Source organism: Streptomyces sp. NPDC007896 (genome assembly GCF_042959425.1).
Lineage (GTDB): Bacteria > Actinomycetota > Actinomycetes > Streptomycetales > Streptomycetaceae > Streptomyces.
Map to the genome: position 1 here is coordinate 324,986 of NZ_JBIBKX010000015.1, position 16,022 is coordinate 341,007.

Sequence of the window (16,022 nt, forward strand, 5' to 3'; positions counted from 1 at the left end):
ACCCCGAGGGGGCAACCATCCGTCCGAGTCACCTGCTCCGGCCAGGGCTGAGCCCACCCAGGGGTCACCAACCCCTGGCTCGGACCCCGCCGGAGAGGCGACCATGAGTGGGTGAACCTTCCCGAGCTTGCGGCGTTCCTCAGGTCCCGGCGTGATCGGATCCGGCCTGCCGACGTCGGCCTGCCCGCCGGGCCCCGGCGCCGGGTGCCGGGCCTGCGGCGCGAGGAGGTTGCGCAACTGGCGGGCCTGTCGGCCGATTACTACACCGAGTTGGAGCGCGGACGCGGCGCCCAGCCCTCGTCCCAGACACTCGCCGCCCTCGCCCGGGCGCTGCGGCTGGGCGGCGACCAGCGCGACCACCTGTTCCATCTCGCCGACCGGCCGCTGCCCGCATCGGCGCGCGGCGCGAGCGCGCGGCACGTCCAGCCCGCCCTGCTCGGGCTGCTGGACCGGCTGGCCACTACCCCGGCCCAGGTCATCACCGACCTGCACGAGACGCTCGTCCAGAACGAGCCGGCCGCGGCACTGGTCGGCCGGGCTCCGGAGCCGCGCGGCCCCGCCACCGGCTTCGCGTACCGCTGGTTCACCGATCCGGCCGCCCGCGCGGTCTACCCGCCCGAGGACCATCCGCACCACTCACGGGTCTTCGTCGCTGACCTGCAGGCAGTCGCCGCCCGCCGGGGCCGCGACACCGAGGTCGCCGGGATGACGGCCGCACTGCGGCGGCGCAGTGCGGAGTTCGCCGCCCTGTGGGACACCCACGACGTCGGCCTGCGCCGCACTGATCACAAGCGCATCGTGCACCCCGCGCTGGGCGTCATCGAGTTGGACTGCCACAGTCTCTTCAGCGAGGACGGCCGTCAGCGCCTCCTGTGGTTCACGGCCCCGCTCAGCTTGAGCTGCTCGGCGTCATCGGCACACAGAACATGGCGGCGACCGAGGGCGCCTCCCGCACCGAAGGCGGCGTCCACACGGGCTGAGAGCGGACGGCCGGGCCCGGAACCGCCCGTGTGGCAGGCTCCCGCCTCTCGTGGCCATCGCCAACGACGCAGAGCAGAGCACTCGGGCGCGTCCGATAACTGATCTTGAGGTGGGACGAGGAGTTGACGGAGTCGGTGTGGGGGCGGATAGCTCCGCGGAGGCGCGGTGATTCTCGACTTGGTGCGAGATACACGAGATACAACGGAGGCGCAGGCCGAGCAGCGAAGGCACAACCTGATCAACGTGGTCTTCCACCGTGCGGACGTCGACACGGCAGTGGTGTGGGCCCACCTGATGCTGACGTCGAACGCAGGTGGGAGCCCGACCGCGATCACGACCGGCTTCTACGCGTTCACGCTGCGGCACGCCGGAAGCGAGTGACGTATCGCGAAGCTGTTAGCCCTGTCCGTACGACAGCAGCGGCTCCAGGCTTCCTCGCCTGGGGCCGCTGCGCGCACGTCGCCCAGGAGCGCTGTCAGGGCCCGCAGACATAGCGGTAAGCGGTTGAGCGGTAGCCGCTGGACAGGTGCTCGACTGTGTCGAGGAAGTCAAGGAAGTCGAGGAAGGCCCGGTCGGTGCGGGTGGTGTCGCCGGTGGCGTCGAGGTCCATGAGGAGACCACGGATGACAGCGAGAACGAGCGTCGCGAGATCCGGCCGACCGATGCTGCGCAGGCCGTCCTCGAGCGGCCCGAGCCAGTCGGTCGTCGCGGTGCGCCGGAAGTTGGGCCACAACTGCTGCTCCGCACTTTCGCGCAGCTGACCGAACATCCGCAGGTACGGCCGCCCGTCCGGGCCGGTGATGGAGGTCCAGGCGCGGTTCAGGGTGGCCGTGTAGGGCTCGTCGGATCGCACCCGCAGGAGGTCGCCGAATGTGTCGAGTTGGCGCTGCCGCGCGTGCCCGAGGACGGCCCGCAGCAGGGCGTCGCGGGTGCCGAAGTGATAAATCAGCATGCGGGCTGAGGTGCCGGTGGCGGTGGCCAGCGGCTCGAGCCGGTCGGGGAGGCCGTGCGCGAGGGCGTGATCAGCGCAGGCATCGAGCAGCCTCTCCTTGATGTGCGGTTGCGGTCGTCTGCCCACGGCCCGACTTTTTCACGTAACGATGGCTACGTCTACCGTTGATCGAAAGGCAGTCAGGGCAGACGTGGAGGTAGCGATGAGGGTCGTGTTCGTGCATGGGGCGTGCGTGCGGGACGGGTCGTGGTGGTGGCACCGCACCGCCGAGCTGCTGCAGGAGCGAGGGGTGTCGAGCGTGGCCCCGGCGCTGCCGAGCTGCGGCGAGGCGGACCTGCCCGGCGGCGTCGGCGGTCCGGGACTGTCCGACGATGTTGCCGCGGTGCGGCAGGTGCTGCAGGCCGGCGACGAGCCGACCGTCGTGGTCGCCCACAGCTACGGCGGCATCATCACCGCGGAAGCCGCTGCGGGAATCGGGTCGGTACGCCACCTGTTGCTGGTCTCCAGCTACCTGCCCGAGGTCGGGCAGAGCCTGTCGGAGTTCGGGGACGGCAGCCCCGCCCCGTTCCTCGACGTCGACCCCGACGCCGGCACGTTCGGGGTCCGCCCCGAGCTGCTCGTGGACACGTTCCTGCAGGACTGCGACCCTGAGGTGCAGGCGCAGGCGGCGGACCACCTCGCCCGGCAGAGCGTGCGGGTGACCGGGCAGCCGGTCGGGGCGGCCGCATGGCAGCAGGTGCCCTCGACGTATCTCGTCTGCACTCAGGACCGCGGCACCCCGCCGCGCCTACAGCGCAGGTTCGCCCGCCGGGCCGGCAGCGTCGTCGAACTCGACGCCGGCCACCACCCGTTCCTGTCCCAGCCCGCCGCGGTCCGGGACCTGCTACTGAGCCTGTGACAGCAGCCGCGGACGAGCCTGACCGGCGATCCGAGGACCAGGAGGCCGTCGTGAGCGCCGAGGAAGAACTTCCGTCGAGGGGCTACACGGCCTACAACGGGCAGGACGTCGGCCTGCGAACACCGGCTTGGCGCCAGATTTCCGGCCGTTGATCCCCAAGGGCCGTCTCCCTCCGGCGCGCGGCCCTCCAAGGTCTACCGCGTAGCGTTGGCGACTATGCGTACACATCTGGGCACGCTCCGAACCGTAGTGAGGCCGTATGTCACCTAGGGGTGATATTGACATATCCGCGATGTTATATGGGCATATGCATCAGCTGATCGGGCGTATGCGGTCCTGGCGTGGGCTGCCCAGCGTCGCGGGCCAGGTCTTCCTCCTGCAGGCCATTTTGATCCTGGCCCTTGCGGCAGCTGCGGTCGCCACCCTGATGTTCCAGTACCGGGCCGACGCCCAGCGAGAGGCCCGCAACCGGTCACTGGCCGTTGCCTCGGCAGTCGCCGCCTCCCCCACCGTGCGACAGGCGTTGTCCAGCCCGAATCCGACCGCCGTGCTTCAGCCGCAGGCCGAAGAAACACGCCGACGCACCGCCGTGGACTTCGTCGTCGTGATGAGTCCCATGGGCATCCGCTACACCCATCCGAACCCCGCGCAGATCGGCCGGCACTACATCGGCAGCATCGCGGCAGCGCAGCACGGCGGGATCGTCACCGAAACGACTGCCGGGACGCTGGGCCCCTCGGTCCGCACAGTCGTTCCCGTCACTGCAGGTGACGGGAGGGTCATAGGTCTCGTCTCCGCGGGCATCACGGTCAAGCAGGTGAGCCTGGCAGCCGAGCGGCAGGTGCCACTCGTCCTCGGGGCAACCGGCGTGGTGCTCTCGGCGGCCACCGGGGGAACAGCGCTGATCAGCAGGCGCCTGCGCCGTCAGACACACGGCCTCGGCCCGACGCAGATGACCCGTATGTACGAGCACCACGATGCTGTTCTGCACTCGGTACGGGAAGGTGTTCTGATCGTCGATCCCCAGGGTCGTCTGTTGCTGGCCAATGACGAAGCACGGCGCCTGCTCGGGCTGAGGGCCGACGGGGACGGCCGGCCCGTCACGGACCTGGGGCTCGAACCGAAGGCCGAGCAGCTTCTCCTGTCGGGCAGGGCGACCACGGACGAGGTCATCGAGGTGGGCGACCGGATCCTGGCCGTCAGTCAACGCCCCATGGCGCAGCAGCCCGGGCTGGGAGGCTGGGTCGCCACGCTGCGCGACACAACCGAACTCAGCGCACTGATGGGCCGGGTGGAAGTAGTCCAGGAACGGCTCAAACTGCTGTACGACGCCGGTATACGCATCGGCACCACTCTCGACGTGACCCACACGGCTCAGGAACTGGCGGCGTTCGCCGTGCCCAGGTTCGCCGACTACGTCACCGTCGACCTGGTCGATGCCGTGCTGCGCGGCGACGAACCGAACCCATTGCGTGCAGCGGAACTACGGCGTGTCGCAGTGGACGGCATACGCAAGGACGCGCCGCTCTACCCTCTCGGTGAGCTCATCCTTTTCGACCCGACAACACCACAGGCATCCGGCTTCGCTTCCGGGCGGATCGTGCTGGAGGCCGACCTGGCAGCCTTCTCCGGCTGGCAGGCCCAGGACCCCGACCGAGCTCGCAGACTGGTGGCGTACGGCATCCACTCCATGATCGCTGCTCCCCTGCGAGCCCGCGGAGTGATTCTCGGCATGGCGACGTTCTGGCGTTCGAAGGAGCCGACACCGTTTACTCAGGAAGATCTCGCGCTCGCAGAGGAACTGGTCGCCCGCGCGGCGGTGAGTATCGAGAACGCCCGTCGCTTCACCCGCGAGCACACCATGGCGGTCACGCTGCAACGCAGCCTTCTGCCGCACGCGCTCCCCGAGCAGAGCGCGGTCGACGTGGCCCACCGCTATCTTCCGGCAGAGGCAGGACTCGGTGGTGTCGGTGGCGACTGGTTCGACGTCATACCCCTGCCCGGAGCCCGCGTCGCCATCGTGGTGGGCGACGTTGTGGGGCACGGACTGCACGCCGCCGCCACCATGGGGCAACTGCGCACCGCCGTCCACAACTTCTCCACGCTCGACCTGCCACCTGACGAACTGCTCTGGTACCTGGACGAACTTGTCACCCGCATCGACCAGGACCGGGACGGCGACGGTGAAACACCGACACTCACGGGCGCCACGTGCCTGTACGCGATCTACGACCCGATCTCCCGTCTCTGCACCATGGCCAGGGCGGGCCACCTGGAACCCATCATCGTGCGCCCGGACGGGCATGCGGAGCTGCCCGGCATACCGGCCGGCCCGCCGTTGGGGCTGGGAGGACTGCCCTACGAAAAGACAGAGCTACTTCTGCCCGAGGGCAGCGCCATCGTCCTCTACACCGACGGCCTGATCGAAGACCGGCAGCGTGACATCGATCAAGGCATCGAGCTCCTGCGTCGTGCTGTTGCACACGCCGGGCAAACGCCGGACCAGGTGTGCCGGGAAGCGATGGATGCCATGGTCCCCGTAGCGCCACGTGACGACGTAGCCCTGCTTGTCGCCAGCACTCGGCTGCTCGACGGCAATCGCACCGCGTCCTGGGACGTACCGTCCGACCCCTCGGCCGTTGCCGGCGTGCGTGCTGCCGCCACCCGGCTCCTGGGCGACTGGGACATGGAAGAGGAAGCGTTCACTCTGGAGTTGATCCTCAGCGAGCTGGTCACCAATGCCATCCGGCACGCAACCGGCCCCATCGGTGTGCGCTTGATCCGCGACCGCAGCCTCATCTGCGAGGTCTCCGACGGCAGCAGCGTCTCACCGCACCTGCGCCGAGCCGCCACCATGGACGAAGGCGGCCGGGGCCTCTTCCTGGTAGCCCAGTTCGCCGACCGCTGGGGAATTCGCTACACATCCGACGGAAAGGTCATCTGGACGGAACAGCAGCTCTCCGCAATGAACCAGCCCACCGAACAAGCCTCGCCCAACGCCCCACCGCCCGCCTGATCCGGCCCCGCCTCGCGGCTGCTCGCGACCTCCTCTGCGCCCCGACCGTCTCCGCGCCCCGACCGTGCAACCGGGGCCGCGAGCAACGCTGTAGGTTCTCGCGGCTCAATGCAGTCCGGTGCCGTTGCCGTCGGACAGCCGGATCGTCAAGGTCTCCGCTCTCGCCCGCCACCTGCAGGTCAACCGCCAGCCCCTCTACCGCGACTTCCCTGGCCAGATCACCCGCCACCGACGTCGCCATCATCCGCCTCACGGCACGGCAAACCGAGGCGTGACGGCGCAACAGCACGCCGGTGGTCACTTTGGCGTCGGTTCACCGGACGGCATGAGCCTCGTGGCCTGACCGTGGCCCGCGCTGCGGTCACACGGGTGCCCAGATGTCGAGTTCGGCGAGCACGCCGCGCACCCGTTGTGCGATGGCGTCCTGGATCGGCCGGACTGCCTCGACGCCCTATCGTGAGGCGATCTCTCTGCCCTGGACACTGCCGGGGCGAACGCGCGCCTGGGTCGACGGACTCTGTGACCGCGCGGTCTGGTCCTCGCGGTCAAGCGACCTGGTGCTGGAAGGTGCGGCGATAGGCGGTGGGCGTGACGCCGAGGGCGTCACGGAATCGGGCGCGCATGTTGGCGCCGCTGCCGAGGCCGCACCGGATGGCGATCTGATCCACCTGGAGGTCGGTGGTCTCCAGGAGTTCCCGCGCGCGGTTGATACGGGCGGTCAGGAGCCATTGGTGGGGGCTGACGCCGGTTTCCTGGCGCCATAGGCGGGTCAGGGTGCGCGGGGAGACGCCGGCATGGTCGGCGAGGTGGGGGATGGTGAGGTCTTCTTCGAGGTGGAGCAGGGCCCGTTCACGAGTGTCGGCGAGCGTGGTGGCCTGGGGGGTAGGGAGGGTCCTGTTGATGTATTGGGCCTGTCCGCCGTCACGGTGTGGGGCGGCGACGATGTCCCTGGCGATGTCGTTCGCGACGGCTGCGCCGAGGTCTTTGCGGACCAGGTGCAGACACAGGTCGATGCCGGCCGTAAATCCCGCGGAGGTCAGGATGGTGTCGTTGTCGATGTAGAGGACGTTACGGTCGACGCGCAGCCGGGGGTAGAGCTCTTCGAGGTCATCCGCCTTGGCCCAATGGGTGGTGACGGTGCGGCCGTCGAGCAGTCCGGCCGAGGCGACGGCGAAGGCGCCGGTGCAGATGGAAGCGATACGTATCCCGGCGCGGCCGGCGAGCTTGAGAGCGGCCCTCACCCGTGGGCGCGGAGGGCGCCGGAAGTCCTCGAAGCCCGGGACGATGATCGTGTCCGCTTCGGCGAGCGCCTCGAGACCCGCGGTCAGCCCGAGGGTGAAACCGGAACTCGTGGTCACGGCCTCCTCGGTGTCGCCGCACACGGTGAGCTCGTAGGGGGTGTTCGGACGGGCGTTGAAGATCTGCGTGGGGATCCCCAGATCCATGGGCAGCACGCCGTCGACCGCCAGGACCATGACCCGGTGCATGTTCATGGCCGCAATATTACGTCCGATACCCATGTCACAGGGAGGCCAGGGAGCCCGCCACGCCCTGACCCAGGGATGCTTCCGGGATAAATCCCCAGATCAATCCGCTGATCGTGTGTCCGGAAAGCAATGTCTCACCCGCACCGATCTGGCCCAAAAGATGCGCATGCTGGCAGATGAGCCGTGGCCTGGGAGGGAGGTTCCGGAGCAGGATCGAAGAGCGAGCGCGGGGCAGTCGACTCCACACACCGGTGGAGCGGTCGAGAGCCCCGGCCGTGGACGAGGAGCCGGTAATGACTTCGCAGAATGTGGTGGGCCGCTTCTTCGACGTGCAGGGCGGTCAGGTGTACGCCCACGTCCGCGAGGGTGACGGCCCGGCGCTGATCTTCCTGCACTACTGGGGAGGCTCACGGCGCACCTGGATCCCGGTGCTGCAGCGTCTGGATCCCGGGCAGGGCTTCGTGGCCTACGACCAGCGTGGATGGGGCGACTCCACCAGCGTGCCGGGACCTTATGACCTGGAGCAGCTCGCGGACGACACGCAGCGGGTCGTCGACGCGCTCGGATACTCCCGCTATGTGCTGGTCGGGCATTCCATGGGCGGCAAGGTGGCTCAGATGCTGGCCGCACGCAAGCCCGCCGGTCTGAGGGGAGCCGTCCTCGTGGCGCCCGCGCCGCCCGCGCCGATCGGGGTGACCGAGCAGGTGCAGGAGACGGTTTCCCACGCCTACGACAGCGAGGAGGCGGTTCTTCAGAGCATCGACCTGATGCTGACCCGCGGCGGGCTGACTCCCGAGCTGCGCCGGCAGGTGGTCGAGGACAGTCTGCGCGGCGGCGACGAGGCCCGTCTCGAGTGGCCGCGCCAGGGCCTGGTCCAGGACGTGTCGGCCGGCGTCTCAGCCATCGAGGTGCCGGTGCTGGTTCTCGCGGGCAGCCACGACAAGGTCGACCCGCCGACCGTGCTCGCCGACCACCTGCTGCCGCTGATCCCGACCGCCACGCTGACCGTCCTGAAGGACACCGGCCACCTCTCGCCCCTTGAGGTGCCCGACCAGGTGGCCGCGCACATCGGTGCGTTCGTCGCCCAGCTGTAAGCGCGGCACTCCAGCCGCACATCCCCCCGTGTGGCGATCGGCTGTCACTCCCCGTGCCGTGCAGCCGCACCCCCCCTGCCCGGCACGCGTGAGCGTGCCGCCCGGCCACCGTGCCGGTCTGCCCCGGACAGGGGCCCAAAAGAAGGAGACACATCATGACCACCGACGCAGACCTGTCCGTCTTCGAGCAGCTCGACCTCCCCGACACGAGCCTCGCCCGGGACACATTCGCCTTTGCGGCACAGGCCACGCCTGCCTTCATTCACGATCACTGCGTCCGCAGCTACATCTTCGCCCGCGCCCATGCGCAGAACCAGGGTCTGCGCGCCGGTACCGACTACGACGACGAGCTGCTGTTCATCAGCTGCGTCCTGCACGACTTGGGACTGAGCGAGGAGGGCAGCAACGGCGACCAGCGTTTCGAGGTCGACGGCGCCGACATCGCAGCGGCATTCCTCCGCGAGCGTGGTGTCGACGAAGGGCGTATCGCCGTCGCCTGGGACGCCATCGCTCTGCACACCTCGGACGGCATCGCCTCGCGGAAGGGCACGGAGGTGGCGCTGGCCCAGGCGGGTATCGCCACCGACATCCTCGGAATCCAGCGTGAGAGCCTTCCGGCCGGCCTCGCCGACGAAGTGCACGCCCTGCTGCCGCGTCAGGACCTGGCCCACGGGTTCAGCGACCTCATCATCACCCAGGCCGTGGCCAAGCCCCACAAGGCGTCCCCGACGACCTTCATCGGCGACCTGCTGCGTCGCCACCTGCCCTACGGCGCCTATCCCAACTGGTACGACCTGATCGACGCGGCCGGCTGGGGCGACAAGCCGGTCGGCGTCACCGCGCGGCGCCGTGCCGAGACGCCCCAGCAGGTGGGGACCTTGTTCATGGAGTACCTGGAGGCGGGTGACGTCGAGGGTTTGGTGTCGCTCTACGAGCCGAACGCCCACTTCGTCCCCACTCCCGGAACCCACCTGGTGGGCACGGACGCCATCCGCAAGGCCATGCAGCAGATGGTCGACAGCGGTGCCCGCCTCACGCTCGAACAGCGCGAGATCCGACAGGTCGACGACGTCGCCCTGGTGTCGAACAACGCCATCCTCACCGGGGCCGGACCGGAGCCGGTGGTCTCCACCACCACCGAGATCCTCCGACGCCAGCCGGACGGCGGCTGGGTTCACGCCGTGGACGACCCGTTCTTCAGCTGACCGCGTCGGGCGGCCTGGGCACGGATGCACAGGCCGCCCGCCCCTCCCAGGGCTCAGCGGGCATGGCACGACCGGGGTGCGACATAGGCCTGCGCCGCCGGTCCCCCGTAACGCCCCGGGTCCGCGGGCGCCGGGGCGCCCGCGGACCCGGGTGGTGGAGCAGCGGATCGGGTCAGTAGGAGAACTGCTGGATCTGGCTGTTGTCGCCTGCGTACGTCCAGCCGGTCCGGGTTGCCGGGTCGAGCTGGATGGCGCGCTCGTGATGGAATTCGAGCCGACCGTTGTAGGAGCCGAACTGCGGGTATTCGACGCCGGTCACGGTGCGCACCGTCTTGCCCGTCTTCAGGTCGACGACGGCGATGCGGCCGGTGGCGTTGTTGTCGCCGAAGCCGTACTGCTGGAAGCCGCCAGTGGGCTTCAGGTCCGGGACCCGGAAGGCGAACAGCGCCAGTTGGTGCTCGCCGTCGACGGCGAGCGCGACGGGTGCCTGCTGCATTCCGAGATCCACCTGGTCCCCACTGGGCAACTGCGCGAAGTACCCGGTGCCGGGGAAGTGGATGCTAAACGAGTGGTACCACGTTTCGTAGAGGTTGCCCTTCTGGTCGGAGGCGAGGTTCCCGGCGCAAGGGACTCCTGCGTCGCTGTGGGTGACCGTTCCACTGTCCAGGTTGACCGCTGCCATCGTGCCGGAACCCATCGAGGCCAAGCAGTTGACGCTGATCCCGATCAACTGTGCGGAAAAGACGCCGGTCGACTCGTCCACATCCAGCAGGCCGTACGTGGAACGGCCGTCCGGGGTGGGGTCGAGCTGGAGGGCGGTGCCCAGAGCGCCGGTCGCCGTGTCCACGGGGAGCACGAAGCCCGCACGGTCGCTCGAACGGTAGGCGAGCACCGCTGCACGGTGGCGCTTGGCGTCCACCCGCCCGCCGGTCACGACGTACTGGTCGTCGACCCGGACGGGGCTGCCGACCGCGTTGCCGGTGCTCGTGTCGTAGGTCTCGAGCCACTGCTCGCCGGTGGTGGTCTGCTTGTGCAGGACCAGCGTGTGGTGGGCGGAGTCGACGCCGAACACCTCGTAGATGGAGCCGTACGCGGGGTCGCTCGTCAACTTACGCCCGTAGCTTCCGGTGGCGGCGTTGTAGTCGTACACCGAGCCTTCACCGGTGGGGCTCTCGACCGCCGCGACGGACGTGCCGCCGGGGACGATCGCGAAGTTGGTCAGGTTGGTGCCGTCGGGGGCCAGTCCGTCGTCGTATCCCAGCAGCGACGTCGGCGAGGCCTGGCCGACTGTCTTGCCGTGCTCGTCGACGGCGAACACCCGCAGGTCGTAGTTGACCGATGAGGGCAGCCTGAGCGCCAGTGCGTCGAGCGTCACCGTGCCTAGCGTGCCCTTCAGCGAGCGGTCGAGCGTGGCCGGGCTGTCCACCCCGTCGTGGTCACGGGTGGTGCCGTTCTGGTTGCTGACCATGTTGTACGAGTGGTACAAGTTCGGCCCGGGCGCGGAGAACTCCAGCAGCGTGCCGGTGGCACCCTCGACCTTCGATACGTCGTAGTGCACCGAGAACTGCGGTGCGGCCCGGTTGATCTCCAGCAGGTGACCGAAGTCTCCGGATGTCTTCGCGGCCAGGGTCGGCGCTGCCGGGCGTTGCGAGGGGGCACCGCCATCGACCCGGATCGAGGCGAACTCGCCGTACAGCGGGCCGCTCTGGGAGTTGCCTGTGGGGTTCTCGAGGACACCGATCCCGTAGATGCCGCCGCCGGCGGAGAGGGCGGAGGCCGGGACGGTGACCGTGCCGCGAAGTTCCGTCAGCGGGGCGGTGTAGGAGGCGGAGAAGATGGGCGCCATCGCGGGGCTCCAGTGGCCGACTCCCGACACGACCAACTTCGGCGAGCTGAGGTTCCGCACCCCGGTGAGGTCGTAGCTCACCTGCACGGAGTGCCCCGCCTTGACGACGGGCTGGACCACCGGGGCGAGCGACTCGACGTAGCCGCCGTCGGTGGGGCCGAAGGTCAGCTCGTGGGTGGCCGAGGCCAGCACCTGGTGGCCGCGGCGCACCTCGAAGGTGAGCGAGATCTGCCGGTCCGTCGCGGAGACGACCGGAAGTCCGGCCGCGGTCAGCATCTGCGTGGGGGTCAGCCGGATCGCCGACACATCGGAGGTGAACTCCTTGTTCCCGATGCGCAGCACGTAACTGACGCCCTGCCGGCTGGACAGGCCGGTCACGTCGGCGCCGATGGTCACCGGTCCCACCAGGCCCTCCCCGGTGGCTTCGGAGTCCTTGCCCGGTCCGGCCAGGTCGATGCGTCCGGGATCGGTGCCCTCCAGGTACGCGCCACCGAGTCCGCCCACGGTCTGGCGATGCGCCACGGAGAGCCGGACGATGCGGGGCGCGCCCGTGTCGGCACGGCTGCCGTGCGCCTTGGCCAGGACCGCTTGCAGCGCGGCGGTGACGTCGAGCTGCGGGCCCACGTGCAGCGGCTGGTCGATCTGCGGCGGCGTGGGCACGGCCCGGCCGGTGCGCTCCAGCAGCGAACGGACGTCATCGGGCGACGGGTGCTGCCCGGTCAGCCGGGAGGCCTGCAGCACGACCGCGGCAGCGGCCGCGATCTCGGGTGCCGACGCCGAAGTGCCTCCGCTGAGGACCTCGGCCACCGACTGCGCGGTCCTTCCCTGGTGCTCGAAGGCGGGGATGCCGTCACTGGGAGCAGAGACGTCCACGCGCGTGCCGAATCCCGAGGAGAAGACCCCGGAACCGTTGAGCCTGGTGGTCGCCCAGGTCCCGTTGGTCGACCCGGCCGCACCGCTCTGCGGCGGAACGGACAGCGTGTCGTCGGTCGTGGTACCGCCCGCGGCGATCGCGCCGGAGTCCAGCACCTTGCTCGGCGTGGTCGACAACTGGTCGTCGTCGATCCGGGTGGTGTCGGCGCCCTTGCGGGTCACGTTGGTCGCGGTGCTGCCGCCGTCGGGCCCGACGGCCGCGTTGGTGAACAGCCTGGTCCCGTCGTTCGACGAGACCACCACGGTGATGCCGTACTGCTGCACGATCGACGCGATCACAGCCTGCTGGACCGGGTCGTCCTCCAGGTAGCGGCCGGGGAGCCCGAAGGCGTCGGTGCCGAAACCGAGGCTGGCGGTGATCACGTCAGGTCGCGGCTGCTGCCGGGCCGCGGCCAGCAGCGCCACAGCGATCTGGCTGAACGTCGGCTGCTGCGGGACGACGAGCCGGTAGTTGGCACCCGGGGCGATGCCCAGCAGGTCGGAGTTTCCTCTGCCCTCCATGCCAGGGCGCTGCAGATCGTGCGGGAGCGGCGCCATCACGGAGAAGTCCAGCAGCACCTCGCCCAGCGCAGCGTCCTGCCCCTGGGTCGAGCCGGTCGGGTCGAGCGCGCCGGTCGAGTCCGCGGTGTAGGTGGGGATCAAGGGCATCGTGGGGATGTCCAGGTACCGCTGGCCGTTCTGGACGACGGTCGTCGGCCCCTTGGCGCTCGGGGTCGACGAGTCGACGAGGTCGCCGACCGAGACGTTGGTGATGGTTTCACCGGCGCCCGGCAGCTGGTCGAACTTCCGCTTCAGCACGCTGTAGGCGCCCGTCGCGTTCACGCCGCCGGCGTTGAGGAAGCTCTGCAGCGAGGTGGCGAGAGCCGCGTTGCCGGGCACTCCGTCGGAGCCGGTCGCACCGCTGTCCTGCGCCTTCGCCGACGAGTCGGCCTTCCCCACCGTGGCACTCGCCGCGGCGGGCAGCGGCACGGAGCCGGTGTTCATGGGGGAGACGGTCTGGTCGGGCTCGGCGTAGACGACACCGGGCGTGGCGGCCAACGCCCGGGCAGCCGCTGAGGCGTCGCCGCCGGCGAGCTGGACGACCTGGACCCTGGACAGGTCGATCGCCCCAGAGCCCAGCTTCGACTGGGCGGCTGAGCGCAACTGCTGGGCCTGGGCGGCCGCGAGACCCGGCATCAGGGGCCGGATGGAGACCGCGTGGGCCCGCTGGAGCGCGGTGTTGACCGCGGTGTCCGAGGTCAGCGGGGTACGGACCTGGAGATTGCGCTGCTTGCCCAGCGACTTGCCCGTGACTTGGGTGGCCGAGCCGAGTACCACAAGGACCTGGTGAGGGCTGTTCTTCGCGGACTGCGCGGGCGTGGGCTTGAGGAACGAGCGCCACGGACCGAGCGCTGAGGATCCGGGTGCGGCGGGCAGCGCAGCCCCCGCAGACGTACCTTTCGCGCCGGAATCGGCCAGTGGGGTCTGCGCTCCGGCGGCCGCCGCGTACGGCACGGGTGTGCCGAGCAGTACGGCCGCGCTGGCTATGGTGGCGACACCGCGAGCGATCGCTCTTCTCCGCCGTTTCATGGGCACTCCACTTCTCACAAAAGAACTCAGGAGGAAGCACAGAGAAGGCGCCACCCCCCGGACAGCGCCCACGCCTTGGGGAATGTGTCAATCCGGCGAAGCCTGCACAAGATCGTGAGGGCGGCGGACTTACGCCAACTGGCAAGAAGTCGCCACCGAAACGGCTTGATTGCGCGGCGTTCAACGTGCTGGGTAGGACCGACGAAACAGAGTGTGGCTGCGACGTGCCTGCCGCCTGCCGCGGTAAGCAGCCCGAGAGTTGGCGGGCGGAAGCGGGGACGGCCCGTGACGCGGAATCGGTCGCCCGCCTCACCGCGTGGCGCAGGCTCCCGTACCGCGGTCCTCTCGCGGTGGCGTTCACACGCGCCGCGTGAACCAGCCGCTCACCGATGCCGCGCCGACGCCGACGCCGGGCGACGTCGTTCGCGCCGGGCCGCCGGCGCAGGCAAGAGCACAGTGACGCGATGACGACCGTCGCCCAGCGTCCCGCCGGCACTCCGCGTACTCCTGACACGTCACCCGGCAAGGAATGGATCGCGTCCTGTCTGCCGGAGCCACATCACAGAATGAGACGGCCGTCCGATGCCATGGATGCTCCGGCCCAACGGGTATTCGGCTCCGCCGCGGGCGGCTGTCAGAAGCTGTTGCCGTTTACAAGGCTGTTGACACTTGGCCGCCCGGATCTCCGCGACGACTCGACCGCTGATGGGGATCGGCGACTCGATCCTTCGTAGGACAGTGCCGGCGAAGTCGTGTCACGTCCTCTTTTCGCAGCGGCTCTTCAGGCGACGGTCGCGAGGGTGGCCGGGACCGTCTCGGCGCATCGGCGCCGCCGGACCAGGCGGCTTCCGGGGGGGAGGGGGGGAGCCAGGCGCCGCAGCGAAGAGCCCGCCGGAGGGCACCTCCGTACCGGAAGGGAAGATGTCGATCACGACACGAGCCGCACAAGGCGACAGAGGTGGCCGTCTCCCGCCAGCCGGCGGAAGTCGCCATGGAAACGGTGAGAACGCATGGCATTCAACGTGCTGGGTCTGACGGACGAAACGGAGCGCGCGTACGCCGTGCTGGTCGGCCTGCCGCGGGCCACGGCCCGCGAATTGGCGGACGCCTGCGGCTTGTCCACGCCGGCCGTGGCACGGCTCCTGGCCGCGCTGGTCAACAACGGCCTGGCGACACGAGCGAGTGGGCGGCCGCCCCGGTTCACCGCGGTGGCACCCGATGTCGCGGTCACCGCCCTCATCCGCCGACGGGAGGAGCAACTGGGCGAGGCCCGGTTGCTGGTGCACCAGTTGATGGACGCTCACCGCGAGGCATCCCGGATCAGCCACCCCGACATGCCGGTCGAACTGCTCACCGACCGCACCGACGTCATCGCTGCGGTACGGCGGCTGACCGCCGAGGCACGTCGCGAAGTGCGGGTCTTCGACCGGCCGCCGTATGTCGACCGCCCGGGCAGCAACTTCGAGGGACAGATCCAGCAGCAGCGCGCGGGCGTGGCGCACCGGGTGGTCTACGACCGTGCGGCGGTGGCCTGGCCGGGCCGTCTGAGCGACGACATACTGCCCAGCGTCCGGGCCGGCGAACAGGCGCGGGTCCGAGCAGAGTTGCCGCTCAAGCTCGTCATCTGCGACAGCCGGGACGCTGTTATCCACTTCAGTCTCGCGCCGGGCGGACAGTCCGCCGCCTACCTGGTGCACAGCTCGCCGATGCTGGTGGCCCTGGAGTCACTCTTCGAGGCGGAGTGGGAGCGAGCCGTTCCGGTGTCCGTGACGGGCCACGCGCCGCACACCGGTACCGCGGAGGAACCTGCGGGCGACGGACCCGACGTGGAGACCCGCCACCTGCTCACGCTGCTCGCCGCCGGGCTCACCGACGCCGCCATCGCCCGGGTTCAGGGCTGGAGCGAGCGCACCACGCAAAGGCGCATTCAGCGTGTGATGGCCCAGTTGGGTGCCCCCACACGCTTCCAGGCCGGCCTCCTCGCGGCTCGCCGCGGCTGGCTGTGACCATGACCGCCGCACCCGAGTGCAGGGCGGTCTCG

General features: G+C 69.7%; 9 protein-coding genes and 1 pseudogene. 7 read left to right on the forward strand and 3 right to left on the reverse strand.

The annotated features are described in order from the left end of the window. Nucleotides 1–111 precede the first annotated feature (111 nt). Both ACFZDJ_RS39715 and ACFZDJ_RS39720 read left to right on the forward strand, forming a co-directional pair. Nucleotides 112–980, forward strand: a pseudogene (locus tag ACFZDJ_RS39715) (helix-turn-helix domain-containing protein). A gap of 181 nt (nucleotides 981–1,161) precedes the next feature. Then, nucleotides 1,162–1,362, forward strand: a complete 201-nt coding sequence (locus ACFZDJ_RS39720) for a hypothetical protein (RefSeq protein ID WP_391066393.1) — start codon at nucleotides 1,162–1,164, stop codon at nucleotides 1,360–1,362. A 94-nt stretch (nucleotides 1,363–1,456) separates the two neighbouring features. On the opposite strand, the gene ACFZDJ_RS39725 is transcribed toward ACFZDJ_RS39720, so the two are convergent. Then, a complete protein-coding gene (locus tag ACFZDJ_RS39725; protein ID WP_391066396.1) occupies nucleotides 1,457–2,059 on the reverse strand; it encodes a TetR/AcrR family transcriptional regulator in 603 nt (200 codons plus the stop codon). A 76-nt stretch (nucleotides 2,060–2,135) separates the two neighbouring features. On the opposite strand from ACFZDJ_RS39725, the gene ACFZDJ_RS39730 reads away from it, so the two are divergent. Both ACFZDJ_RS39730 and ACFZDJ_RS39735 read left to right on the forward strand, forming a co-directional pair. Then, complete coding sequence (locus tag ACFZDJ_RS39730; protein ID WP_391066399.1) at nucleotides 2,136–2,831, forward strand: alpha/beta fold hydrolase; 696 nt, start codon at nucleotides 2,136–2,138, stop codon at nucleotides 2,829–2,831. Nucleotides 2,832–3,138: 307 nt separating this feature from the next. Then, nucleotides 3,139–5,847, forward strand: coding sequence for a SpoIIE family protein phosphatase (locus tag ACFZDJ_RS39735; protein WP_391066493.1), 2,709 nt, complete (start codon nucleotides 3,139–3,141; stop codon nucleotides 5,845–5,847). A 545-nt stretch (nucleotides 5,848–6,392) separates the two neighbouring features. Here the strand turns inward: ACFZDJ_RS39735 and ACFZDJ_RS39740 are convergent. Beyond that, nucleotides 6,393–7,340: a helix-turn-helix domain-containing protein gene (locus ACFZDJ_RS39740; RefSeq protein ID WP_390931731.1), complete on the reverse strand. Its 948-nt coding sequence runs from the start codon at nucleotides 7,338–7,340 to the stop codon at nucleotides 6,393–6,395. Between the two features lie 287 nt (nucleotides 7,341–7,627). On the opposite strand from ACFZDJ_RS39740, the gene ACFZDJ_RS39745 reads away from it, so the two are divergent. Together ACFZDJ_RS39745 and ACFZDJ_RS39750 are read left to right on the forward strand one after the other, a co-directional pair. After that, entirely contained in the window at nucleotides 7,628–8,428 is an 801-nt protein-coding gene (locus ACFZDJ_RS39745) for an alpha/beta fold hydrolase (RefSeq protein ID WP_391066402.1), read from the forward strand. A gap of 155 nt (nucleotides 8,429–8,583) precedes the next feature. Continuing rightward, nucleotides 8,584–9,633, forward strand: coding sequence for an SgcJ/EcaC family oxidoreductase (locus tag ACFZDJ_RS39750; protein WP_391066406.1), 1,050 nt, complete (start codon nucleotides 8,584–8,586; stop codon nucleotides 9,631–9,633). 172 nt (nucleotides 9,634–9,805) lie between these two features. Here the strand turns inward: ACFZDJ_RS39750 and ACFZDJ_RS39755 are convergent, their stop codons facing one another. After that, nucleotides 9,806–13,981 (reverse strand): S8 family serine peptidase, encoded by a 4,176-nt coding sequence (locus tag ACFZDJ_RS39755; protein ID WP_391066409.1) that lies wholly within the window; start codon nucleotides 13,979–13,981, stop codon nucleotides 9,806–9,808. A gap of 1,010 nt (nucleotides 13,982–14,991) precedes the next feature. On the opposite strand from ACFZDJ_RS39755, the gene ACFZDJ_RS39760 reads away from it, so the two are divergent. After that, nucleotides 14,992–15,987, forward strand: a complete 996-nt coding sequence (locus ACFZDJ_RS39760; RefSeq protein ID WP_384913157.1) for a TrmB family transcriptional regulator — start codon at nucleotides 14,992–14,994, stop codon at nucleotides 15,985–15,987. The last annotated feature ends 35 nt before the right edge of the window (nucleotides 15,988–16,022 follow it).